Origin of the sequence: Lysinibacillus sp. UGB7 (assembly GCF_049058285.1) — a bacterium.
GTDB lineage: Bacteria > Bacillota > Bacilli > Bacillales_A > Planococcaceae > Lysinibacillus > Lysinibacillus sphaericus_B.
Genome location: NZ_JBMGUV010000001.1, coordinates 164,843 through 188,561, shown reverse-complemented (window position 1 = coordinate 188,561; position 23,719 = coordinate 164,843). Strand labels below are relative to the sequence as shown.

Below are 23,719 nucleotides of genomic sequence, written 5' to 3'. Positions count from 1 at the left end.
TTAGGACATTTAATTAAAATGATATGAAAAAGGAGCGATTTGTTATGACGAATCAAGTAGTTGAAGGAAAAGTAGGAATTGTTGCAGGAGCAGAAAAAGTAGTATGGCGTTTGCGAAAGGATGATTTTGTATCAGTTATAGAATCTACAGAAGCTTTAATTGAAAAAGAAGAATATGAAGAATTTTTCGATTTAGCTAAATCAGATTTTGAAATTGAAGCAGTTTCGGATTATATTGATGCATTTTTAGGTAATACAGGCTTTACAGATAAAGCTAGTGAGCAATTTGCTAAAGAAGTTTTATCATATAGTGTATTATCTCAAAACCTGCCTGAAAATGATCCAGCAGATACGATTTACACATTGAAGCTAAGTAAGTTTACAGATCACTTAATTCAAAAATATAATGTAACACTCGATGAAAGAGAAACGGCAGCATTAGCCGCCTTAATCATTGAAAAATTCAGCGTATTTGAATGGACGGAATATGTCGCTACATTTATCGACATTAATGGCTATCATTCAACGAAGAAAGATCGTCTATGATTAATCGAAAAAAGCCAGCACATGTAAATTGTGATGGCTTTTTATTTGTTTGGAAAGAAACTTTTAAATGTTCATGTAGGTTTAAAATAAAGTTTGATCAAAAACACCTCTTAAACCCACATCTTACGTTAAATTAATAGAACCCGTTTTGAAAAAAGATTGATCAAAACGGATTCTTCCTCTGTGAAGTATTGTTTAATTTTTATAAAAAAGTTTGATCATTTTCTGTGATCTAATCTTCAACAAATACCTATCCCTTTTCCTCTCTTAAAATGCAGGTATCGGTTTAGTAGCCTTTTGAAATTTTGAAAATGATGATTTATGAAATTGATTCAGTTAATTTTAAACATAATAAAAAAGCACTCTCTCAAGAATGCTTTATAAGTCGGGATATATTGTGGTATGTTAAACTTTATATCTATCTCAAAATATTGCTGATACCTGTTGAAATAAACTTTCTTTAATCAGCTTGATTTTTAGGATGATTTTTACGATGAAGTTCAGTAAGATCTTTTATATAATATAATGAATAGTCATCGTTAATATCCACTTCAAAAAAGTAATAATTTTTAGTTTCTATATCTTTAACTTCTATTTCAAACAAACCCATTCCTCTCATGTAATCGATTTCTTCAGATTTTAAATTTTCTCTAGCAATGCCATAGTTAGTTTCAATATAGTTTTCCACATAGTTGTATACGATAGCGTTTCGAGATTTAGAATTAAAATAATTGTAATTAACAAAAATAACTACTATACAAAATAATAGATTAAAGATAATTATTTTTTTTTTCATTTTCCTCTCCTTCCGCCATAATTAATAATTACAATTTGTCAAACTATAAAAATTCGATTTTAGTGTCTTTACCTACCAATTTAACAATAAAGAAATTTTACAATCATACAATTAGTTAATAATTAATAGTTATTAATTAATAATTATTAATTATTAATTGAAAAACTTACCATTGTTATAATTCCAGAGTGAGCGTCATAGTTTATATCACGTACATAACTATTAGAACCTAATGTTTGAACTCTTAACAGTGCACCTGAGGATGCAGAATAGATATATCCAAGTCCAGGTGTCCAGTGATAATCATAATCATATTTTGCATTAGGTTCCCATTTAGAAAACCATTTATCAAACTTTACTGCAACCGGTCTATTATCATCTATTTGAGTCTTATATGAGAAAAAATTATTAAAACTACTTGATGATGCTGAATATCCTCTTGCAATCGCTTCATTTTCTAGACCTGAACGCACACCATTTACACTCATACCATAGAAAGTGCCACCACGATTAGCATACATGCTATTAATAAATGCCCCTCTAGTTGCATAACCACTTTTCCAAACTTGTAATTTTGATTTACCTTTTGAATCATGCCAGTACTGTAAAATTACTGCCATAGTAGTTGGACCACATGCAGAACTTTGGTAACCTGATTTAACATCTGAATCTTTTTGAGAAAATATAGGAGATGACAATAATTTCGAACCGTATCCATCACCCGTAGAAGCTTTAGGATTCATCAATTGAATGTCTAAATCTTGTATAATTTCATTTGTCGAGAGGTCTTCATCTTCCGATTTAATATACTCTATAATTTGATTTGTATCATCAGCACTAACTATACTATAACCACCAAAATAGTAGTAATTTTCATCCCCTAATTCAAATACATCTCCATTACCTTCTCCACCTAAAAGAACTGCTGAATTTTCTTGTGTATTGGAAATAATAGCGAAATATTCTTGACCACTTAAACTTTCTACAACATAATATTTCGCAATGTTTCTTCCATTAATATCAAAAACTTCTCTTTCCGACGTAATATTAAAGTCTGAAGCCTCTAAAAAATATCCAATTTTCATATAATCATTCAATACAATAATCGATTCAGACGAAACTACTGACTGATTTTGTTCTTCAACATTGGTATCCTTATTTTCTTCAGCATTTGCAGTAGTTACTGTTAAAATTGAAAATAATAGTACAACAAAAAATATTCCCATATACCTCTTCGAATTATGAAACATTTTGAACCCTCCACCTTATAGTTTTTTTAAACCTTAACTAAAATCGAATTTAATAGTTATAGCCTTTATATTACTTCTTTTACAATTAAAAGTAAATTAAGTATTTGTTACATTTATGTTCTCTTCTTACAACTTTATTTTAAACAGTACATCTTTTTTATAAACGGTACGACTTTATTTCAAATCAACCGTTCATCTTTGCATGTTTTTATATCTTTTCTCCTATCACTTACAATAGTATATGTATTTTTATAAAAATAAAAAAAGCAACTAGCATTAGTCGCTTTCTTTCATTATCTTATTGTTTTGGATCATTTAAAAATCGTCTGAATCCGCCAAATACTGTTTCTAGTAAAATCACTGTTCCGATAAAATGAATAAGGTCACTGAAAATGAACTTCATTACATCTAACATAAATTATTCCCCCTGTACTTTCAATTTTTCGTATGATTGGACTTCATGATAGTATCCTGTTGTGAATTCAGTAGAATAGAATCCGATTCCCGATGCAGCCGCAATATGTTCTTTCGTGCTCGTTCCTAGCGTTTTCTTGTAATGATCTAATACAATATCAGTCGTCACATCAAACGTTGCTTCTCGCCCATCCTCCAGCGTCAAAACATTCCAAAAATGAGAAGTACCTGAACGAATAGCGGATTTAATGCCAGCTTCTTCAAGTAAAGCATCAGCTAGAAAAGAAAAGCCGTTACAAGCAAGTTTACCTGTATACATATTGCCTACTAGCATATTTTTATAGGAATTTGCTGTATATTTAAAATTGTTATACATCCAGTCATAGACGTTGTTAATTGTTTCTAGCTCATTTTCACCTTTTAATGTTGGGACAAGATCTTTGACGAATGCATCTGAAGCTTTCTTGATTACGTAAGCTGAGTAATAATCGTTTGAAATATCTGATACTCGTAAATTTTTACCGATCTGCTTAACACTGTAGTTAGCTAATCCTTTCGTATTGGGATTAATATCGGCAACAAGTCGAGATTCACTTGCATCATACATAGATTTTAGCTGTTCTGAGGTAAAATGCTTACTTTTAACAATCACTTCTTGTGGCAGATCTTGATAGATACGCTGCACGAATGCACTCATATCTTGTTCAGTATCGATATACACCTCTTCACGCTCATTTGGCTTAAATGCCTCTAACTCTTTATCTAGGTAAAGCTTAAATGCTTGCGGATTCATGGTGTATTCAGGGACTTTAACTTCTTCTACATCTGTAAGAATAGAATCATCCTGCTGAGTTTTTTTTTCCGTAGCGGCTATCATCGCATGATGAATTCCTTGTGTGATGAATTTTTGAGCATTGTTTGAATCAACTTCCATATTTGTTACTACTGCACTTGCCATTAATAGACTTAGCATATTACATTCCTCCAAAAAATTAATATGCCGTATGCTATACGTCGTCAGTGCAAGATATAAAGAAAAACATGCTCTATATAATAAAGCTATAAATGAAAAAAAAGATACCTCCGATGTACGGAAAGTATCTTTTAAGAAGGTATTACTTCATTTCTTTGGGCATTCAGAATGAGTGATGGAATACCCTATTTAATTACTATTGATTACTAAATAATTTTGACGTTATGCTGAGTAAGTCTTTTCGCAATTTATGCATACATCATCATCGTAATCTACGATATTAACGTCAGCTTCATTGTGATTTGTATTACATATAGAACACATTATTGTTTTATTCTCATACATATAAGGATTCCATTTGCCTTTATTACTTCATATATTATTGTCGTTAAACACAAATATTGCCTCTATTTTCAGTTGTAAATGATTTGCTAACCCAAATTAGCCCTTCATGATGTTCTAACGTTTCATAATTGTTCCACTTATTCACGTTATTTCCTCCTTTTACTCATTAATTTGATTCAAATGAGTTTATATATCCTCAACTTCACAGTCATCTTCTTTAAACGCTATTTCAAAAGATTTCTCCCAAAAGTCAGCTCTTCGTTCTAATTCTCCATCTGTCATTTCTGATAAATCAGGCATTGGAATCTGAACAAATTTTTTGTTCCTTTGAATCAGTTTTTCTCTTTTGTTCATCATTTTCGATTGTTCCTTTCATTACATTTTGGTTCTAACCATTTCTTCAGCAGCAATCAATTCAGGAATATTGTATTTGATCCCCATCTTAATAGAAATAGGATCAGGTTTAATCCCTAATGCTAACTTTGCTAAACCATCAGCAATTTCATTGAAATCCTCGCCTGTATGAGCATCTACTTTGCAAAAGATGATCTCAAGCCCATGTTTTGAACATTTCTCTTGCACCCAATTGTGATAAACCTTTGAGCTGTTCGTATCAAGCTTCCAAAAACCTGTTGCATGATTTGCTACGCCCATGTAGTCAAAGAAAATAACGATTTTTTTATGCCCATTATTAATTGCATAAGCAATAGCTTTCATTGCTCCTAATAATTCTCCCCCAATTTGTCGTTGAGCACGCATTTCTTCGTTGTTTCCAACACCCATACTGTAATGAACGATGTCATCATTGTACGTAATAACTAATCCATAACTATAGTTTTCTAGTGTACCTGAGTAGCTACCATCCATTGTACAAAGGAGAATATCACGATTTGGATACTCGTTATCCTTTTTATAAATGAAGTCGCCTTCTTTTTTTGGTGTAATGTCTGCTAAATACTCAATGGCTTCATCTTCAGTAACGAAACCAGCGTATTCAACGGCAACACCATGATCCTTTTTATTTATACCGACAACGAATTTTTCCGTTTCAGCCCATGTCCGATAGATTTGATTAATAATTGGCTCACCTTTCTTAATATCAAATCCTTTTTTTACTGCATAAAAATTCTTCTTCGGCTTTTTTGCCATAAAATTTTCATTCCTCTCAAATGTCCTGTTTTATAAAATCCCTATATACTACTAAGAGATTTTTAAATTTATTCGCTTCAGGAAAATTTTCAAGGATATAAGTAAGAGCCTTAGAGCGTTTGCTGAATTTTTTAAACTCAATTTGGATACCATGCTCTTCTAGTTTAATCCCTTCTAAATACGCTCTAGCATCAGACCAGCCTTTTACAATCTGATTTTTAATTATTTCTCCTGTAATCCTTGTCGAATCTAGTACGAATAGCTGAGTTATTGATTGACCATTAAGATACGCAACTGCTTCTTCTTTTGTATTGAAGCCTTTGTATTCAGGAATAACCCCATGTTCTGCTTGATTGATAGTTAGCACGAATCGTAAAGCGATTGACCAACGTGAGAAAAATCTATAAATATCTAATTCTTTTTAATGAATAATAGTAGTAAGATTAGGATGAAACGAGTATTATAAAGTATAAGTTTTTTTAAAGAAAAGTTTTTTCCAATGGGTTTCATCCTAAAATAAGTTTTTTCTAATAGATTTCATCTTAAAACAAGTTTTTGACACGCAATGAAGGTATCTGTTTCTTATACAGATGCCTTTTTTATTAAAAAAAAGCGTCATTTATAGACGCTTTACGGATATTTCTATGAAGCTACAGCCGACTTTTCTTCTTCTTTTTCTTCTAATGCAGCGATAATTAGTTTTAAATAATCTTTATGATCAATTTTTACAACAGGCTCTACATATGTTTTGCCATGTTCTTTTGCACTTGCAGCACGTTTTGCTACAACATCTTCCGTTTGTGAAGCATCTTTTACTCCGTAGAATAAACGATCTCCTACCCATTGTGAAGCAATCAAATTATTTGAGCCAAAAACATCATGTACCTCAAACGGATTAAAGTTGATTTCAGGTACGCTTAATAAGCGAGCACTAATATCTTTGTATGGTTTTGAACTTTTTCTGAAAGCATATACACCATTTCGATCTTCATTTTTTACTAAATGCTCCTGCGTTAAATCGTATGCGTCACTTGAACCTAAGAAACCAAATTTATATGGACCGTAATAGCGAAAATCATTCCCATTGAAGCCATATGCCTCGGCAATTTCCCCAATGACCATGGATAGTTTCTCATGATAGTCACGTTTTTCTAATGAATGTTTATAAAATATACTTTCCTGGTCTACTTCGTATAAAGGTGCGTCCAATGTTTGCATAATAACATTCCTCATTTCTGTATGTTTAGTTGTATTTAAGCTGCCTTCTTTGCAGCATATCGACTAGCTAATGCTGCCCCCAACATATCACCCATTGCGTAACATTCAGGGAACTTGTATTGATATTTTTTGAACAATTTAGGTGATGCAGAATACAATGTCGTCCACGCACTTTCCCCACCTGCCAACATTTCCCCACCAAATTGATTATATTCTTCTCGATAAGCTGGATGCTTAACCATAAGATTCCACATTTTTGTAATGTGGTGATGATGGGCAAATGAACGATATGCTAATATGCAAGCTGTTCGAAATGCAGGATCTACATCACATTTTGCTCGTAAATCCTTTCGGAAGGATTTACGTACTTTACGAAACTTAATTTTTACCTTATTTCTACTCAAAAAACCACTCCTTTCCTAATTTAATATGCTTTTAAGAATTTAATTAGCCCTATAGAATTGTCATTTCCATATTCTAAAGAATCTATTAACTGATCATTAATTGTGTCATCGTATTAATTTGTTGAAACATTTTCTTTCAACTTCATTTTAGCTTCAATTAAACGATCTACATTGTTCAAATCTAATTGTTGAGGCTTACAATGTTGGACTTTAAAATACAGCCAATTATAAATACTTTGACTTGCTAGTGGTCGAGAACCAATATCCATCATTTCCTCCAGTAGCCACTCTACGGATTCTTCATAATTCATTTCAATCGCTTTTAATCGATAAAGCTTTTTAAATAAATTAGCTAAGTTACTTTGAATAAGGCGTTTTGTTACATCTTTGTGCTCCAGTAAGTAAATTTCAGCCATGATAACTATTAGAGGATTCTCATATTTGCTAAAATGACCTTTTAAGCACAAAATAACCAATTTTTCGTTATTTGTTAGCATGTATACACTTACCTTTCCCTATCCTAATATTTCTTTCACAAACGCAATTAATTGATCTACATCTGCTGTAGTTGTCGATTTATTAATAACAAAGAAATCTACAGACGTATATTTACTATATTCGCCATTACCTTCATAAACATCAGTAGCTTCAAATTTCACTTGTAAATTATCAGTGAGTGAAATTAAGAAGATATTTGTCCCTGAGCAATGAGGCATACATAGTTCTTTTTCAATACCTTGCTCATGTAAATAGGAATTTACAGCGTCAATATTATTATCTGCTTCATCATCTTCCAAAAGCCATTCATACTTCGGCAAACGCTCTCTAAAATAACTGCTCAATTCATTGTTTAAAGGCGTTCTAATACGTTCCACTAATCCAGTCATAGATGAAACTAAACCTGCTTGTTCGGCACGCTGTAGTAAGCCCCAATCATTTATTTGTATAGTCACTCCAATTCCTCCTTTATATGTTCTTTTTCTTTCAACCATTGACGAAAAGGTTAAATAAATCTCTTAAAGGAAAATAGCGATAGTTGTGTAATTTAGACCAAACAGAGAAAATCTTCTTTGCATAAAACAGACGTTCGTCACCTAATATGTTTAACGTTGTCCATTTTCGGTAGCCTTGTTTGTTCTCTTCACTCTTTCATTCGCCAACTTGGTACACCTAATATTGTAAATATCGTTCACACAGAAAGTACGATACACCATACATACCATACAAGTGATTCTGTAATAAATCCCATGAACATATATTTGTTCATTACTTTCTAATGTACAACATCTACATATGGACTAAAACATGAAACCCATATGCAAAAGCTGCGAGAATTAGTACGATTATAACTATCCCACTAATAAATAAAAACGTTCCAAACTTGTCCGTTTGCATGGAGTAAGCACCTACCCTTATCGTTATTAACTTACCTATACATCAATTTCATGTTTATTGTAATAAACCCTCTTTTCATGCAGCAATGTATATGTTTTTCTAACCAAAAAACTTATCTAAATGCATTAATCATCACTTTTGTTTCTCCTGGCGTCCCACAAAGTAGTAGCCGAGGTTTCCGAGTCGTTATTCAATTCTTTCTTATTTTTTGTTAAATAGTCCTATTAAAAAAAATTCCTTTTCAGTTATTAGTTAGTTACTAAACTCCTCAAATTTTATTTCGCAATTTTGTAAAACACTTTGTAAAGTATAACAATCGCTTATCTCATAGGAATATCTTATTTTTTTGATTGGCTTTGCTTAGTACGCCATACGCTAAATGTACGAATCGCTTTTTCTGTTACTTCCTGCTCATTAGCAGCTGGAATTAATTCGAAATGTGTATGGAAAAGCTTTTTAATGTCATTGACTTGCTCTTCATAATATTCATGAGCTGCCAGGATCTCTTGTACGCCAACAACAAATCCAGTCAAATTGCCGTCTTCGTGTCGAATACGATAAATTGTGCTTTCAAGATTTAGGAAAGCATTTACTTCCTCCACCATAAGTTCTTTATTAGCAAATGAATTTTGTAAGTTAAAGATCATGCCATTTAATTCATTGTCGTTACGGAATTCAGGATAATCTTCTTCTTTCAGAATTACGCATCGTTTTAAAAGTTGAGCTACAGCCGACTTCAATGCTTTCTTGTCACCCTTGTTTGCAGTATGAATTTTTTTAATATCTGCAATAAATACTTTTGCGTCAATCCCCACCAAATGATAAGGCTTTACAGCAGCTTCTACGTCTTTAAACGTTTTGATCACTTTTTCATCGATCATTAATGCAGCCATTGCATCATAGTTAATTGCTAAGTTATTTTTTCTGCTTGTTGCTAATAAATTCATAATAATTACGCTCCCTCGGTTTTAAATAGTTTATTTGAATGTGCCATCTCAAATGACGAATATGTGAATATAAATAAAATAATATATATTTGTCATATAATTTAAGTAAATTATAATTTACGTTATTATATTTATTATAACGTATTTCAAAGCAAATGCAACGGCAAAATACTAGAAAAGCCTAACTTTCTCATGGTTTAGAACCTAACTTGCAAAATAAGTGCAAATAAAAAGCTACGCCTTTTTTAGACGTAGCATGTATATATCTATACATTTAAATTTGCTCAATTAGTTCATTAACATGTTTAGCATGTGAAAACATTGCTTTTACCTCACGCATGAATGAACCAATTTCATCTTTGAATCGTCTATCTCGTTCGTATAGGCTACTGATTGCTACATATTCTGCACGCACTTTCTCGATTTTTTGATCCAACTGTTGAACTTCGGATTTATACTGATCTTTCTTATTTGGTTGTAAAATTGAAAACCATTTTGCTTTAAAGCCACCCATTACGCTCTTAGCAGTCAAAAGATTAAAATGTTTCTTTAAATCTTCCATCTCAACAGCTAATTCATTGATATAGCTTTCTGCATCCTTTGAAGCATCCATAATTTCATTACTGAATGAATACTCGAATGTAGGTAAGATTGAAAAGTTTAAAATATTACCCCAAATTTTCGTTGCTTCCAAACGCAATGAAATAGAAAAGGTTAATTTATCTAAATTGATTAGTTCTACAACAATTTTTTGCTCAATTTCTCGTCTTAAAAACGATTCAATTTGGCTCGATATTGCATGTCCAATTAAGATTTGTCCATCTTCGGTAGCATCTTCTAATAATTGACTTACCGCTTTGAATTGATTCTCCAATACAATTAAGTTATGCACAAGCATATTAAAACTGTTTGACTTTCTGATTGCCTCTATCACGATACCCTTTGTTACATTTTGATTTTGCATTTTATATTCCTCCTAGAATTATAATTGTTAGTTTTTGTACATTTTCTTATAATCGACTTCTTCATATCCATGCAAAAAAAATGATTTATTAATCCCTGGGCGTAAGTTTTGAATGAACTTGAAGTCGTTGTCTAAATCGGTTATTAAGTTTTGTTCTGCCAGTAAATTAGCCAAACGCTCCACCATGATCTCAAGTAAACGATTGTTTGATTCATATTGCTCTACGTTATTAGCAAAAGTTCGTTCTTTACGAAAAAATGTTTTTACAGCAGCAAGTGTACCTAACTTTTTATATGTTCTTTTTACTTCTGAAAAATGATTATATGGCGTTTCCTCATAATCTCGAATCCACTTTTTCAAATAATCAATGCTGTCATTGTAGTAGTTTTCCTTTTGTAGATGATCATTTGAGCAACGTTCTTTTTTTGCATCGTAATCGGCTTGATTTTTCGGATACGTATGCGTGATTGCGAATTTCTTTTCAGTCATCGAGAAGCGAATGATTTTTCTATTGCTATGCTTGTCTGTAATTGAGAAAAGTAGTCTTTGAGCTTGTTCAGATCTTATGATTAAGCCCGAATGATTCAATGCCTGACGGAAGTAATCTTCTAATTTATTGGCAATGGCGGCTAAAATTCTTTCACATGCATAATAATCAATTTGATTCAAATATAAAATCAACAACGGTGTCTCATATTTTTTTTCAATTGCATAAAAAGCATTTAACAATTCAGCAGCTGCCAATTTATCCTCTATAACTTTTTCAAATAAGGTTACCTGATCAACTAAGGCGTAACATTTTATTAAATCCACATGCATTTTCTCATTCATATTTTCAACTCCTTTACTCAATGTTCATATATATAATAATATCACTAAAATTACATATAGTAAACGATATGCAAAAATGACATATAGTTAAAATTGCAATAAAAAAAGCAACCTGCGTCTCACAGATTGCTTTGGTTTGAAGCCTAATAATTTGAAAGGATGAACGTTGTCGCTACAACTATCAAGCTGGCAATCGCTGTTCCATGTAAAGCCATTCTCCAAAACGGCTTATTTAAGTAAACGACTTGCTCATTTCGTTTAGCAGCATTTACCTCATATTTCATTAAGAAATTGCGATAGCGGCTAGATAACGATTCTTCTTGTTCTAAATACTCAATAATTTCAGCGTGCTCTAATTCACCTGAGTTAATCACATTTTGCTTACGTACTGAAACAAAACTAAGATATGAGCTAACATATCCTTCTTCAAATACAGACTTTTGTTCAGCTTTATTTACACCAAATAAATCAATAAATCCTACATAGCTTTCATATAAAGAATTTCTCAATTTATTTTCGATCCAATCTTCTAATTCACTACATGCATCTACATGTAAAGTTGAAAGTCTAAATGTGTCAAATAAAGCCTTTTTCGTTAATAAACCATTAATCACCATTCTAAATCCACTCCTTATAAGTTCATTCCTAAATAAAATCTTTTCCTATTCAAATCGTTTTAACTAAACATCCTAATTTAATTAAATCTCCTGCACTATATGCAGGAATTGCACTAGAAACAACTAAATTAAGAAGGTTTTGAGAAATAAGACTTTATTCTCAGATAATGTCTATAAAAAAAACCCTTACGTAACTAACTACATAAGGAGGTTTTTATCGCTTTATTTAGCTTCGGCTGTATCGGCAGTGTTGTTGCTTACGACACCAGCATCTTTCAAATAATCATTAGCGGAGAACGCAATGCTTAATATTTCTCGCTCTTCTTCTGATAATTGGTCCAATACACCTTTATCTTTAAATTCTTGTTCTAGCTCCACTAATCCATATAAATACATGCCCATACCAGAAATGCTTGAAAATCCAACAACTTGAGAATACTTACCTAATTTTTCATCGACATTTTCAATTCTGATAGCAATTGGTACTTCAACATCGTTTATCATACCTGTGTGGATATAAGAATTTGCCGTTTCATTGCCTAGATCCAGTAAAAACCCTGTTTCAGTTACTTCTGTAGTGAATTCTTCTGATTCAACCTGTGATTGATTTACATTCGTTTGTTCTGTCATTAATTACGCCTCCAATGCGATTGATAATATTTGTATTATTTGCCCATTGTTATTACTTCCTACGGTTACGCTTCTTCTTTTTCGACATTTACTTCTTCTGCCTCCTTAGGCGTAAGATTTTCAGCTATTTCTTTAGAGTGTAAGGCTTAACACATCTTTTTCAACAAGTCGCAGTTTCATCTCTAGCAGCTTGTCAATTAAACCGATTTCATAAGGACTGAAATTCCCCTCACCTGTTTCCATCATTTTTTTTACCATTTCAGCTACAATAAACAATGGGATTAAATATTTAACAACTGCACTTGTTGAGTTTAATTGAATTGCCATCTGTTTTTCTGTATTTTCGTCTGAAAATAGAATACAGTTTGTCAAGCCTTGTCCTAAAGGAGTAGCCATATGAATTTGAGTTGAAGGATGATCTAGCAATACGAAACCTGTTGAAAAATGGTCATTCGTCAGCTCGATAGTTCCACTACGTATCACTTCACGAATTTTAGTCATCTCTTCGGAAAATTCTTTCGCATTTTCGATACCTGATACATTTTGTTCATTTGTCATAAATAATCCTCTTTTCTTATAGTTAATTAAATTTCACGTTGACTATATGCATAATTTAACAAAAGAATTACATATAGTCAACCGTTTTTGTTGATTGAACTATAGTTTATTTTTACAATGGAAATAAAAAAACGCCCTGCATTTTTTAGCAAAGCGTTGTAATTAGCTTATTACCTATTTTTCTTCTATCACTCCAGCCTTCTTCAAGAATTCATTCACTCGTAATAACTCTTGAGCAACGGCTATTTCGGCATGTTGAGCGTTTAGGTCAGATGGAGATGTAATGTGAATCATAGATGATAAATAGTTGAATAACCCATTGAATGTATGGAAACTAAAAATCACAAATAATTCTTCTCCTGCATCGTCTATTACTACAAAGCCGATGCCTATAGGCAACTTTTTCCCCTCATACGTGTCATATAAGACGATTGATGAAGCTTTTTCAGAAGATATATGAAGTACCTTTTCAGATGATGATTTATCTACAATGGCGGGTGTTGTCCTCTGCTTATTTTGAAGTTTTTCAATGCGACCACCATACTTTGCCTTCAAAATCCCTTCTTCATCATAATAATTTTCTTTCAATAACCACCCATCTTGTATCAAAACTTGTTCAATAGATTGCATTTCCAGCACAAAAGCTAGTTCATGATCATTAAGTTGACGATATACTTTTTCACCTGTATTTAACGCACTGATTAGTTGCATTGCTGCAAATACAGGCTTCATTAAGTTTGCTAAATCATAAGCCGATTCAATATAAACTCTTAACTGATACCCCTTGTCGCTTACTGCATACACACGATTTTCACTATACTCTTCTAAGTTGATCAAATGTATATTTTTATTGGGCAATAATACATCCTGGATGATGTGTTTATAAATGCCTTCAATTTCTTGTTTATCCACATTATAACCCCCTCTTCTTCTTGATATTTATCCGCTTTGGATATACACCATGCTATGCTCCTTTCTCTTTCAATAATCAAAAAGGCGGCTCTGAACTATGTCAGAACCACCCCATTAGACAATATTGAAATATTTATACGTAAGGAATGATTTTCCATCCTGGTTTGTTAGCAAATGCCTCCTGCAATGCTTGTGTATCATCGAAGTAGTAGCCGTTAATCATGAAGGCATAATCTTTTGATTCGTGCCAGTAAGACCATGCTAAAGCCAAATGATCCTTTGATTCAAACCATAAATGTCCTTCATTTTCATTCAGCCTTTCATCATCCTTTGTTGGAGAAGCAGCATGATAGGCTAATAAATGTTGCTTCGCTTCCAGTTCCGTAATATTTGTTGTATCTACACCCACAAACCAAGCTTTAATTTCTTCTGATGCAGCTAAGACTTCATTTAAACCTACATGAAAATGTTCAAAAAATTTCGTTGCCTGTTGCATAGTATCACTCCTTATTTTTTGAGGGCATTCACTATAAATGGCGGAATGCTCTCATTTTACATTTTTCTTTACTAGATAATTTTCTCAGAATGTGCAGTAAAATTTCTCGCCTTTTACGACTTTACCACCTTCATTTACTCCTAAAAATTCGTACTTTGCTTCACATATCCAACATTCAAGGTATGAATTATCGCCTGTACTATCAGCAAGTTGGTTATGTGATAAATAAGGTTTTCTTTTACGTTTAGATAAAGTTCCATTATTTTTGATTTCAGAAATTTGTTCATATGTTTTTAATTCGATTAATTTTAATTTGTTGCCACATTCACAAAAATGACCTTTCAATATTCCACCCCATCAATGAACAATATTTATCACTTGCGTAAATTCCAAGCTTGCAATGCTTCATCTCTACTTTCATAAAGATATACACCCATTGTTGCGTCATCTTCATCATACGTGGCAATTGGACAGCCTTCATTTTCTTCGTGAGCGTGTCGTATTTTAAACGATAGCCCTGACCGAGGATTTTTCTCATATTCTTCATCACGTAGATTTCCTTCATCATCATTAATAGCAAGCTGAGCTTTGCCTCCACAAAACGGACATGGTTTAAGTCCCTCGATGTTACTCATTGTCTTTTCACCCTTTCTACACACTTTCTTTCAAAGGACCATCGGACCATCATTAGTAATAACTATGAATTTCTTCTTCACGATTTTCTCCTTTTCTTGCATTTTCACGTAATGTCTCTTTTTTAGCTTCTTCAATGATTTTGTAGAATTCTCCTGGAGCAAACTGTTTATAGTCGTCACCAAAACCTCTTAATTCATTTTCTCGACCTGTTACCTCGCATAAAAAATCATATTCATCTGCTGAAATAAGCAATTTATCGTTAGACCATTGAGCTAATTGTTTAATAGCCAATATAGTTTGGTAAGTATCTAGATCTTTATATCTTTCCATCTACTCTATTCCCTTCCTGTACTTTTTCTTTCCACTGTGCAATATACTCATATCGTTCAGTAAAACGATTATAAAATTTGGTTATTTTTATATTTAGCGACCACAAGTTCTGTAGGAATTTTTGCTAATGCTTCATCAATTTTTGTAGATACTTCACTATAACTTTCAATTACATAAAAAGTTGAAGAACCTATTGAAATTGACGTGTTTTTAGAAGAAAAAAATCCCCCATTGCCATCACTTTCTACTGCATCTATTGATAATACGTTAATCTTCAATATTGTTCCTGTTGTCCGGGTCAATTCTATATGCATTTTCATCATCCTTTTCTGTACATTTTCTTTCAATTGTTCAGTACTCACCATTTCAGCAAAATCAATTGAATCCCTATTACCAAAAGTACAACGCCAAAAATTAACATTTTATCACTTCCTGCTAAGTAATCTATCAACGTCATTCCATTACTGAACATTTTCTTCAAATTGTTCAGTAACACTTACGAATTGCTTAGTAAGCGGTGAATGATAATTCTTTCACTGCTTTTGCATAAGCCCGTTCGTATAAAGGTAATAATACATATTCCATAACGATATGATAACGGTGCAGTTCACCATATTTCTCTCTTACACCCCTAAAATTAGCAAGGGTTAAACTTGGACTTATATAGTCAAACATAACCTTTAAATCGCCATAAACGAAAGAAGGGCTATAAAGATAATCGAAAAAGTTATCTGCATTTAAAATGACATTCTCATACCAACCCTCATCTGTATTTAATGTGTTTGGCTGGTGTTTATATTTCTTTTTCATATCGTTCTTCACAAGGGAAAAGTGTCCTTGTAACGGATACGGTAATTTCTTTTTAGCCAATACACACCCTCCTTTACTAAACAATTTTTATCTAGATTAAAGATTAGACATACCACCTTTCAATAATAAATGGTGTTGAAATTTATCACTTCATCCCAGTTATGGATAGGTTTTTCTCGCACATTTTTTCTTGGTTTCACTTTTCTTAATTCTTCAAATTCCTGAATTACTTTTTTATCCGTCACTCTTTGATAAACATTGTATTTAGGTCTGTCAATGCAGACATTATTTTGATTTATAAACATATGACAACTACGAGTAAAGAAGTAAAAAAGAAGAATTTCATTTGTTCGTTTATCTCGACAATAAAGTCCCTCTTTCAAGAAATTACTCCACCTTTCTTACTGCACATTTTCTTTCCAGTGTGCAATATCTTCAAAGTATTCAGCAGTTTCGAAGTAATATTGAATTAAACTAATACACAAAAAAATACCAATTCCATTGTCGGATGCATGCGTCCAGAATCAATAAAGTAATGTTTGTGATACAATAACTCTTCAATGCTTGTTTTCATTTTTACACCCCACTATTTCACAAAATTGTTCCAGTGTGCAATATGTTTGAAGTGTTCAGCAAAGCTTACTTATACTCCCCATTCAGCACGTTTTTGATTTTGAATATCTTTTGGCGTATTTTCTAACCATTCATCTGATACAAAGACACTTTTCATAATTCCATTTTGTTCAGGACTCCCTAGTACCCAATAACCTTCAGGTCGTTTTGGAGAATCTTGATTCCATAAAGTGCGGTTGATTTCGATATGTCCAGCACTCATACCTTGTCCTGGTAATGTAGCTGTTACAACATTTGCTGCAAAAACTAATACATTTTTCTTTTCATCTTTTTCTAACACCTCTAATAAAAAGTGTTTAAATTTAAATTGTTTACTAAAAAGCATTTCTTCTGTTACCATTAATTTCTCTCCTTTTTTAATGAACAATATGTTTTCGGTGTGCAAAATTATCATATTGTGCAGTAGTTTTTATTATTTATTTTTAATACTACACTTCAAATCTTCTTCACATGAGCGACAAAAGGGCATCTCTTTATGAATTGTTTCACCTTCAAATATCCACACCATTTTTCTATCTGTTCCAGTACCGCATGTACATTCATCCATTTCTTCTGAACTAACTATTTTTACACCCATGTAATCACCTTTCCTTACTGAACATTTTTTTCTTACAATCATTGACGAAGTGCTTAGTAGAATAATTCGCATTCCTGCTCTAAGTAGCTAATTTCAAATGGCTCGCCTTCACCTGTAATTAATACATTTATAATTTTTCGGTGAGGAATCATACTAGTAACTTTGAAAGTTTTATCATTACGTTGTTCGACTAAAATACGAGCCTGTAAATCTATCAATTCGCACTCTTTGCGGCATTTATCACAATAACTTTTAAAACCTGCTAATTTGGGGCTACGGTGCGTTGTGGTTTTACAGCACTTGGAAAATTCCCCCTTAATCCGATTCAATCCCATATAACAACCTTCTTTCTTACTAAGTATTTTTGTTTAGAATAATTCTTTAAGCAAAATGCCTGTAGCTTTATGGATTACCTCTATTTTTTCTTTTTGACTAATGTTTTCGTATGCTTCACAAACCTCATTTGGTACGGATTCAAATGCCCCATCCAATTCAATGAGCATGTCTTGAAAATTGACTGTTTTAATCATCCATTTCAGCACTATAAGTTGATTGTCATTCATTTTCTATTCCCCTTTCTTGCTAAACATAATTTTAGTAGAATATAATTTTTAAACATTAGATTTCACTACATATTGCGAATAGCCTTTTTAGATAGCTAATGCTTCATTTTTTTTTCATATAATTGTTGTGTCGCCAGCACTTCACCAATTACCATTTTGTCGCTTTCTTCTACTGTTTCCCAATATGCCGAATCCTTTAATTGCGTACAGAACATAAAAAGAAGCTCTAAATAGCGTTGAATACCCTGCACTGTTCCAAATGCGGCATGAATTGATTCGATTGGATTTCCCAATTCATCTCGTAAAACAAAGCCTAAAGAGAATGGAAAACTCACTTCTTCACTACGTCCTAATCGAACGGTTGGCTTCAGCTGAGCATGAGATAAATGAAATACCTTATTTGTTTCTAATGTAGTAATTGCTTCATTAATGGGTGCTTGCATGAGTAGAATCCTCCTTCTTCTTTTGAGTTTTTGATGGACGATAAACTCCTAAACCTTCTAATCGCTTAGAAAGCCCTTGAGCAGCCTCTAAAATAATTTTTTCTGATTCAGTAAATGAAGCAAGTGAGCCATCAGTCTCTAATAACATTTCTGATGCAACCAATACAGGTGTTGCAAATTTAACAACTTCTAATACACTTTGAATTTCTAAAACAGCTACCTTGTCATTAGATGGATCAGCGATTACTACACCAGCTGGACCTTTTGTTTGTTGATTAACGATAACGCCCATATTAACAGCATTATCTTCTAATAAAGTAAAAGTCACCTTTTCATCTTCTGCCGAACCCTGCCGAACACTCTCTCGTAAGGTTGTTCGCAATATCTGAGCGATTTGCTCATTTGATAAATCTTGCTCCATAGTAGAACACACCTTTTTTCTGTAAATTATCTTTGACGTTTTATTTAATTAAATATTAACCTCTATATTTTTATATGTCAATTCGTTTCTTCTCTGATTTAGAATGAGTTGCGACAACTTTTTAAATCAAAAATTAAATTCCTAGTTGATGCCCAAAAAATGCACCATATAAATAAGCAATTTACAGTAAAGTAAATTGCTTATTTATTTTCCGTCATACTCTCCTTGTGATTTTCGCATTTGTGTCAAATACGAGCCAAACAACTAAAAGCACAATGTTTGTAGATAATATCACCATCGCATCTTGCAATAAATCATATGAATGTTCAGAAGTAAACAATTCAGATTGACTTATCTTTTCAAATGTAAACCCTACAGGAATCGCCATTGCTCTACCAAATGATCACGAAGCTCAATTGCGTAATCGAAGTGGCATCACATCGAAAACAAAAATACGAATTCAGTTTGGTACAGTTGATGAAGGGTATCGTGGAGCCATTGGCGTTATGATTGACAATATTGCACCTATTCAGTTCGATATGAGTGAGCAACTATTAGAAGTGAAGAAAATAAACCAGGTACTACTACTGGATGGCACTGTCATTGAAGTAATCGATAAAGAAAAAGTACCAGTAGGAACAATTTTAATACGTAAAGACGACAAAATTGCTCAAATGGTTATCGCTCCAAGCTAAGCCACCTGTTGTTGAAGTAGATGAATTGGATGAAACAGATCGGTGAAAAGGCTTTTGGTGATTCAGGCATTCGAGAAAACCCTGAAAATGAATAAAAAATCATAATAAAAAAGCGGCTCTACTAAATCGTAGTAAGCTGCTTTTATTGTTTACTTTAATACAATTAATCCACTTTCAATCGAATCGAAACTCTTTGAGAAAATCTTCAGGAATTTCTTGTGTTAAGCGTTGCATTTACTTCAAAGCTGATTAAAAAGCAAATTAAGATTTCTTGTAATAAATGAAGCAAAATTTCCAAGACTTACTCCATAGCAGTATTCTTGATGATTTATGTAACATTCCTTAATGGCTTATTTGCGTTTTTTATCAGCTCCTAAAAAATGTCGTATAATCTATATAAAACGCTAAAAAATAAACAAAATAATCCTTTTACAAGTGTATGTTTAAAAGGGTTTGACTATGTTTATAATTCATCTTTTTTCTGAACGATACTCAAACAATTTAATTCACATCTCAAACAATCACATTTTTCAACATAGTTCTCCTTCATATGTCGAATTTCCTTAGTAAGCTCATGTATTTTCAACTCAAGATTGTGTATAACTCGCTCAACCTTATTCTCGTCCCATGAATTACCAAATAACACCATAGAATCCTTATATCGTTTCTTAGCTTCTAAATATTCCGATATATGATCAGGTCTTACCACATTTGTCCATCTAATCATACAGGAATTCTCATTTTTATCTAAATGAGCGGCTGCCAATCGGATTGAATCTCTAATTTTTCTCCCCATATTAATCCCATCAAGGATAAATTGTAATATTATTTTATCTTGTTCTAAGCTCCAGGTGCTTCTTGAGCCATATCGCAACGTTCTCGCTCTAGCTGTTAAACGTTTACTGATCTTTGTTTCACGAATACGCTCGTCATAAATAATGCGAAGCTTGTTGTTCCATCTAAACCCACATGCGGATTTGGTTCTTCCCAATCTCACTTCTGCTTCCAAAAATGCATTTGTTTGCGTACTACCTGATTCGATATGTTTAAATACTAAATTTACCAATATCTCGTCATCTTCTTTACTCCAAGAATCTTTTCGTCCTACAGCCCTCCTATTTAATGATGTGTTCGAATCTTGTTCCTGCACTTCTAACAACCTTTCCCCGAAAACTATTTTTAGTTTCTATTTTTAGTTATATTTTACACATAGATTCGATTATTTCCAAAGCACAAGTTTTTTAGTTATGTAGCAAAAAAATATAAAATTGCACGTTTCTCTGTTTAAACAGCGTAATATACGTTTTTAACGTTACAAATATTCTAATATTAGATAATTATTATTTATAAGATACTGTTACAATTTAATTATTTTGAAATGTATTTTTGTAAGATTAATACATATGAAAATATGACCTTTTTATCTATTTATTATTTATTTAATGAGATGAAATCAAAAAATACCCTTGATTCTTGTTTCACTCAAGGGTATTAAGTATTATATTTTATTACACTTCAATAGAAACTGCCATCCAATGAGAATCCCATTCTGTTATTTTCGAACCAATACGAGCTGTTAATCCTATAGCCTTATTATTTGAAATAAACGATCCCATTAATAGTTTTTTTGTATAAAATCCATCTTTTAGGACAATTTGCTTATCAGGCATTTCAACATATTGCTGATACAAGAAATAATTGTCTAAGTAGTGTTGCTCTTTTGCCTTATCATTATTACCTGCTGCATCAACAACAATTTCGACTGAATTTCCTTCTCTTCCGTAAATCGGTTTTTTAACATATGGAATATTATTTTCAGTAAAATAATTTGCATCCATGTAGGTCGGCAGCATATATTTATTGATTACCTGCTGTTCTTCTTCTGTAAATAATTCATCATTATCTTTCCCAATCCAAATCATCCACATTAACATTTTAGATTGCAGAATATATGCGGCTGGCGAATTAATAATTGCCAATTCCTTATCTTTCACAAGATCCAATAGCTGTAGTCCAATTCGCTCACCATCAGCTGATACATCATCTAAGATAAACTCTAATGGATGTGCTGGTCGATACAAGATGTCGATTCGTTCCATATTATTCGTGTATAACCCACGCTTAATATCCCCTTTATCTTCAGCATAAATAATTAAATTCTGAATAGGCTCGAATGATGCACGTACTGGCATATCAATTGCCTCTTGTAGCAAGTACACATTTGCAAATTCTTCAAAATCTACATCAATTTCCTTGCTAGTAGTCACCAAATGAACATCTGACAAAGGTTTTCCCAAATACTTTGCAGCATGTTCTATTGCCGTATTGACAGCGATTGAAAGTTCATCAAAATCATTCATATCTGTTTTTCCAAAATGCTCACATACTAAATAATTCATCTCGAATGTTTCTGAAAGCATAAATGGTGTATCGGCATTCAGCTCGATCATTTTAATCTGTCCATTATCGGTGCAGATAAAATCGAATCGTCCTAAGATACTCGGATTTTGTAAGTAGTTTAATCGGATATAGGGCAATATTTCAGAACGGAAGCCCATTAATTCAAGCTGTTCATCCGTTAGATCAAGAATCATAACAGTTGCTTTCTTATGAATTTTCCATAACATTTCCGTTGCATACGAAAGCTCAACCGCTTGCTTCATTGATATTTCATGTGTATCGAACAAAGCGTATTCCAACGGATAATTTGGATCTTCAAAATTAGCAAAGAAATATGGATATTGACCAAAAAATGCCTTACGTTCTTGATTGTATTTTTCTAAATTAAATGTTGTCATGATTGACGCTCCTTTGAATGTTTGTTTATAAACTATTAATCATAAAAAAGGGCTCTTAGAATTAAGAGCCACTGCTACCTCCACGTCCACCTGATCCAAACCCTGACTTCCCTGTACTTGTAGAACCGCCTTTTACAGCAGATGAACTAGAGCTAGAGCCACTTTTGTTTAGATTAACTTTACTTGTACCTGTTTTAAGATTATTGGTTTTATAATCTGAGCTTTGTTGCATATTTGAAAGGCTACTATACATTGCTCCGTTAAAGAAGTGCTGATTTGAATATCTCGATCTTTTGTCCGTACATTTTTCAGAACCATCTTCAGATTGTGTCCATTGCTTACAATCCTTTCCATAGCTAGAGTTTTTAGCTGAGGCATACGCATTATTTGTTCCGTTAGAACCACAACCTGCTAAAGTTAATGCTAGTACCGATAAGCCTGTAATTGTTACCATTTTCTTTCGTTTAATATTTCGTTTGATTGACATAAAATCGCCTCCTTAGTAAATTATCGTTTCTGCATTCTATGCGTCTATTCGACAAATGATTCAACAAAAGAAGTATAATATCTGATAACTTTTAACTATTTTCGTCAACTTTAGGCACTATGTAGTGCTTCCTCTGAACGAGCAATGACAAAAATCTGAATTGGTGTGTCTTGAAAGACATCTTTAATCACCTTTCTTGTTTCAGACCAATCTAAACGGTCTAATCCTGAGCCTATTAATGGAATAGCTAGCTTATAAAAACCTCTTGCTAACATTTCATTCCGTAATGAAATAACAGCCTGATTAAACGTTGCTCTAGTAGGCTTTCCGTTATATTTTTCCTTAGTAATCAAGTTGATCACAACATGCTTTGGTCCAAAATAAGTAAGTGCATCTCCAACTTTTCTAGTTTTCACATTTCTCATAACACCCTTCATTTGAGGATTTCTACGTGAAAATTCGAGTGCAATGCCTTTTCCCATCTCAAAATCTCGACTAACACAATGGGCTAATACATAATCTGTACGGCAATCAAATAGAGAATATCCAAAAATCTCCTTATAAATCATGTTGCATAACATCTCCTTTCACAATTCAATGAATTATTTAATCATTCACCTTTTTTATAAAAACTTCTAAACTATATGCTCCTATTTTCATATTCATCACCATGCATTTTCATCTGCCTTATATAGCGTTTCTTCTTATCTACTCGAATTACTTATATCATTACAATTTTATTGAAATAATTGTTATCAGTACATTAAAAGGAACATAGGATAAAGAGTTACTATACAAAAAAGGAGTGATTGTATTGAAAAAAATTATGGTTTTAGCAGGTATTGGCCTAGCCGCTGCTGCTGCAACAACAGCTGGATGCGT

The 23,719-nt window shown here is 32.6% G+C and carries 36 protein-coding genes; 2 read left to right on the top strand and 34 right to left on the bottom strand.

What is annotated here, in order from left to right; translation table 11 throughout:
- The first annotated feature begins 44 nt into the window (after positions 1-44).
- Complete coding sequence (locus ACOMCU_RS01250; protein WP_421049156.1) at positions 45-545, top strand: hypothetical protein; 501 nt, start codon at positions 45-47, stop codon at positions 543-545.
- 460 nt (positions 546-1,005) lie between these two features.
- Here ACOMCU_RS01250 and ACOMCU_RS01245 read toward each other — a convergent pair whose 3' ends face one another.
- The 30 genes from ACOMCU_RS01245 to ACOMCU_RS01100 all read right to left on the bottom strand — a co-directional run bounded on the left by ACOMCU_RS01245 (position 1,006) and on the right by ACOMCU_RS01100 (position 18,857).
- Positions 1,006-1,341: a histidine kinase gene (locus tag ACOMCU_RS01245; protein WP_318286004.1), complete on the bottom strand. Its 336-nt coding sequence runs from the start codon at positions 1,339-1,341 to the stop codon at positions 1,006-1,008.
- A 146-nt stretch (positions 1,342-1,487) separates the two neighbouring features.
- Positions 1,488-2,591, bottom strand: a complete 1,104-nt coding sequence (locus ACOMCU_RS01240) for a C39 family peptidase (protein ID WP_421049155.1) — start codon at positions 2,589-2,591, stop codon at positions 1,488-1,490.
- Positions 2,592-3,009: 418 nt separating this feature from the next.
- A complete protein-coding gene (locus ACOMCU_RS01235) occupies positions 3,010-3,978 on the bottom strand; it encodes a hypothetical protein (RefSeq protein ID WP_421049154.1) in 969 nt (322 codons plus the stop codon).
- A 531-nt stretch (positions 3,979-4,509) separates the two neighbouring features.
- Positions 4,510-4,680, bottom strand: a complete 171-nt coding sequence (locus tag ACOMCU_RS01230; protein ID WP_421049153.1) for a hypothetical protein — start codon at positions 4,678-4,680, stop codon at positions 4,510-4,512.
- Positions 4,681-4,698: 18 nt separating this feature from the next.
- Positions 4,699-5,472 (bottom strand): ribonuclease HI, encoded by a 774-nt coding sequence (locus ACOMCU_RS01225; protein ID WP_421049152.1) that lies wholly within the window; start codon positions 5,470-5,472, stop codon positions 4,699-4,701.
- A 16-nt stretch (positions 5,473-5,488) separates the two neighbouring features.
- Complete coding sequence (locus tag ACOMCU_RS01220; protein WP_421049151.1) at positions 5,489-5,839, bottom strand: hypothetical protein; 351 nt, start codon at positions 5,837-5,839, stop codon at positions 5,489-5,491.
- A 275-nt stretch (positions 5,840-6,114) separates the two neighbouring features.
- Positions 6,115-6,690 carry a hypothetical protein gene (locus ACOMCU_RS01215; RefSeq protein ID WP_421049150.1) on the bottom strand — a complete coding sequence of 192 codons (576 nt, stop codon included), beginning with the start codon at positions 6,688-6,690 and terminating at the stop codon, positions 6,115-6,117.
- A gap of 35 nt (positions 6,691-6,725) precedes the next feature.
- Entirely contained in the window at positions 6,726-7,094 is a 369-nt protein-coding gene (locus ACOMCU_RS01210; RefSeq protein WP_421049149.1) for a hypothetical protein, read from the bottom strand.
- 113 nt (positions 7,095-7,207) lie between these two features.
- Positions 7,208-7,591, bottom strand: a complete 384-nt coding sequence (locus ACOMCU_RS01205) for a hypothetical protein (RefSeq protein ID WP_421049148.1) — start codon at positions 7,589-7,591, stop codon at positions 7,208-7,210.
- An 18-nt stretch (positions 7,592-7,609) separates the two neighbouring features.
- The gene (locus ACOMCU_RS01200; protein WP_421049147.1) at positions 7,610-8,047 is read right to left on the bottom strand and encodes a hypothetical protein; all 438 of its coding nucleotides are present in this window, start codon (positions 8,045-8,047) and stop codon (positions 7,610-7,612) included.
- A gap of 780 nt (positions 8,048-8,827) precedes the next feature.
- Positions 8,828-9,436, bottom strand: coding sequence for a hypothetical protein (locus ACOMCU_RS01195; protein WP_421049146.1), 609 nt, complete (start codon positions 9,434-9,436; stop codon positions 8,828-8,830).
- Positions 9,437-9,710: 274 nt separating this feature from the next.
- On the bottom strand, positions 9,711-10,400 hold the full coding sequence (locus tag ACOMCU_RS01190) for a hypothetical protein (protein WP_421049145.1): 690 nt from the start codon (positions 10,398-10,400) through the stop codon (positions 9,711-9,713).
- A gap of 27 nt (positions 10,401-10,427) precedes the next feature.
- On the bottom strand, positions 10,428-11,231 hold the full coding sequence (locus tag ACOMCU_RS01185; protein ID WP_421049144.1) for a hypothetical protein: 804 nt from the start codon (positions 11,229-11,231) through the stop codon (positions 10,428-10,430).
- A gap of 143 nt (positions 11,232-11,374) precedes the next feature.
- Positions 11,375-11,848, bottom strand: coding sequence for a hypothetical protein (locus tag ACOMCU_RS01180; RefSeq protein ID WP_421049143.1), 474 nt, complete (start codon positions 11,846-11,848; stop codon positions 11,375-11,377).
- 222 nt (positions 11,849-12,070) lie between these two features.
- A complete protein-coding gene (locus tag ACOMCU_RS01175) occupies positions 12,071-12,478 on the bottom strand; it encodes a hypothetical protein (protein WP_421049142.1) in 408 nt (135 codons plus the stop codon).
- Positions 12,479-12,610: 132 nt separating this feature from the next.
- On the bottom strand, positions 12,611-13,036 hold the full coding sequence (locus tag ACOMCU_RS01170; RefSeq protein ID WP_421049141.1) for a hypothetical protein: 426 nt from the start codon (positions 13,034-13,036) through the stop codon (positions 12,611-12,613).
- Between the two features lie 174 nt (positions 13,037-13,210).
- On the bottom strand, positions 13,211-13,948 hold the full coding sequence (locus ACOMCU_RS01165) for a hypothetical protein (protein ID WP_421049140.1): 738 nt from the start codon (positions 13,946-13,948) through the stop codon (positions 13,211-13,213).
- Between the two features lie 133 nt (positions 13,949-14,081).
- Positions 14,082-14,444 (bottom strand): hypothetical protein, encoded by a 363-nt coding sequence (locus ACOMCU_RS01160; protein ID WP_421049139.1) that lies wholly within the window; start codon positions 14,442-14,444, stop codon positions 14,082-14,084.
- An 84-nt stretch (positions 14,445-14,528) separates the two neighbouring features.
- Positions 14,529-14,789, bottom strand: a complete 261-nt coding sequence (locus ACOMCU_RS01155) for a hypothetical protein (protein ID WP_421049138.1) — start codon at positions 14,787-14,789, stop codon at positions 14,529-14,531.
- A gap of 29 nt (positions 14,790-14,818) precedes the next feature.
- A complete protein-coding gene (locus tag ACOMCU_RS01150) occupies positions 14,819-15,079 on the bottom strand; it encodes a hypothetical protein (RefSeq protein WP_421049137.1) in 261 nt (86 codons plus the stop codon).
- Positions 15,080-15,131: 52 nt separating this feature from the next.
- Positions 15,132-15,410, bottom strand: a complete 279-nt coding sequence (locus ACOMCU_RS01145) for a hypothetical protein (RefSeq protein ID WP_421049136.1) — start codon at positions 15,408-15,410, stop codon at positions 15,132-15,134.
- 68 nt (positions 15,411-15,478) lie between these two features.
- Entirely contained in the window at positions 15,479-15,757 is a 279-nt protein-coding gene (locus ACOMCU_RS01140) for a hypothetical protein (protein ID WP_421049135.1), read from the bottom strand.
- Positions 15,758-15,917: 160 nt separating this feature from the next.
- Positions 15,918-16,280 carry a hypothetical protein gene (locus ACOMCU_RS01135; RefSeq protein WP_421049134.1) on the bottom strand — a complete coding sequence of 121 codons (363 nt, stop codon included), beginning with the start codon at positions 16,278-16,280 and terminating at the stop codon, positions 15,918-15,920.
- A 59-nt stretch (positions 16,281-16,339) separates the two neighbouring features.
- Positions 16,340-16,603 (bottom strand): hypothetical protein, encoded by a 264-nt coding sequence (locus tag ACOMCU_RS01130; protein WP_421049133.1) that lies wholly within the window; start codon positions 16,601-16,603, stop codon positions 16,340-16,342.
- Between the two features lie 260 nt (positions 16,604-16,863).
- Positions 16,864-17,193 carry a hypothetical protein gene (locus ACOMCU_RS01125; RefSeq protein WP_421049132.1) on the bottom strand — a complete coding sequence of 110 codons (330 nt, stop codon included), beginning with the start codon at positions 17,191-17,193 and terminating at the stop codon, positions 16,864-16,866.
- 72 nt (positions 17,194-17,265) lie between these two features.
- On the bottom strand, positions 17,266-17,430 hold the full coding sequence (locus tag ACOMCU_RS01120; RefSeq protein WP_421049131.1) for a hypothetical protein: 165 nt from the start codon (positions 17,428-17,430) through the stop codon (positions 17,266-17,268).
- A gap of 53 nt (positions 17,431-17,483) precedes the next feature.
- Entirely contained in the window at positions 17,484-17,765 is a 282-nt protein-coding gene (locus ACOMCU_RS01115; RefSeq protein WP_421049130.1) for a hypothetical protein, read from the bottom strand.
- Between the two features lie 33 nt (positions 17,766-17,798).
- The gene (locus ACOMCU_RS01110) at positions 17,799-17,993 is read right to left on the bottom strand and encodes a hypothetical protein (protein ID WP_421049129.1); all 195 of its coding nucleotides are present in this window, start codon (positions 17,991-17,993) and stop codon (positions 17,799-17,801) included.
- Positions 17,994-18,088: 95 nt separating this feature from the next.
- The gene (locus ACOMCU_RS01105) at positions 18,089-18,436 is read right to left on the bottom strand and encodes a hypothetical protein (RefSeq protein ID WP_421049128.1); all 348 of its coding nucleotides are present in this window, start codon (positions 18,434-18,436) and stop codon (positions 18,089-18,091) included.
- Positions 18,420-18,857 (bottom strand): hypothetical protein, encoded by a 438-nt coding sequence (locus tag ACOMCU_RS01100; protein WP_421049127.1) that lies wholly within the window; start codon positions 18,855-18,857, stop codon positions 18,420-18,422. The genes ACOMCU_RS01105 and ACOMCU_RS01100 overlap by 17 nt, the downstream gene beginning before the upstream one ends.
- A gap of 416 nt (positions 18,858-19,273) precedes the next feature.
- Here ACOMCU_RS01100 and ACOMCU_RS01095 point away from each other — a divergent pair, with 416 nt between their 5' ends.
- Positions 19,274-19,552 carry a hypothetical protein gene (locus ACOMCU_RS01095; RefSeq protein WP_421049126.1) on the top strand — a complete coding sequence of 93 codons (279 nt, stop codon included), beginning with the start codon at positions 19,274-19,276 and terminating at the stop codon, positions 19,550-19,552.
- 463 nt (positions 19,553-20,015) lie between these two features.
- Here the strand turns inward: ACOMCU_RS01095 and ACOMCU_RS01090 are convergent, their stop codons facing one another.
- The 4 genes from ACOMCU_RS01090 to ACOMCU_RS01075 form a co-directional block, all read right to left on the bottom strand.
- Complete coding sequence (locus ACOMCU_RS01090; RefSeq protein ID WP_421049125.1) at positions 20,016-20,702, bottom strand: hypothetical protein; 687 nt, start codon at positions 20,700-20,702, stop codon at positions 20,016-20,018.
- Positions 20,703-21,060: 358 nt separating this feature from the next.
- Positions 21,061-22,350 (bottom strand): glutathionylspermidine synthase family protein, encoded by a 1,290-nt coding sequence (locus ACOMCU_RS01085; protein WP_421049124.1) that lies wholly within the window; start codon positions 22,348-22,350, stop codon positions 21,061-21,063.
- Between the two features lie 61 nt (positions 22,351-22,411).
- On the bottom strand, positions 22,412-22,837 hold the full coding sequence (locus ACOMCU_RS01080) for a hypothetical protein (RefSeq protein ID WP_421049123.1): 426 nt from the start codon (positions 22,835-22,837) through the stop codon (positions 22,412-22,414).
- 110 nt (positions 22,838-22,947) lie between these two features.
- A complete protein-coding gene (locus tag ACOMCU_RS01075; protein WP_421049122.1) occupies positions 22,948-23,406 on the bottom strand; it encodes a macro domain-containing protein in 459 nt (152 codons plus the stop codon).
- Positions 23,407-23,719: the final 313 nt, after the last annotated feature.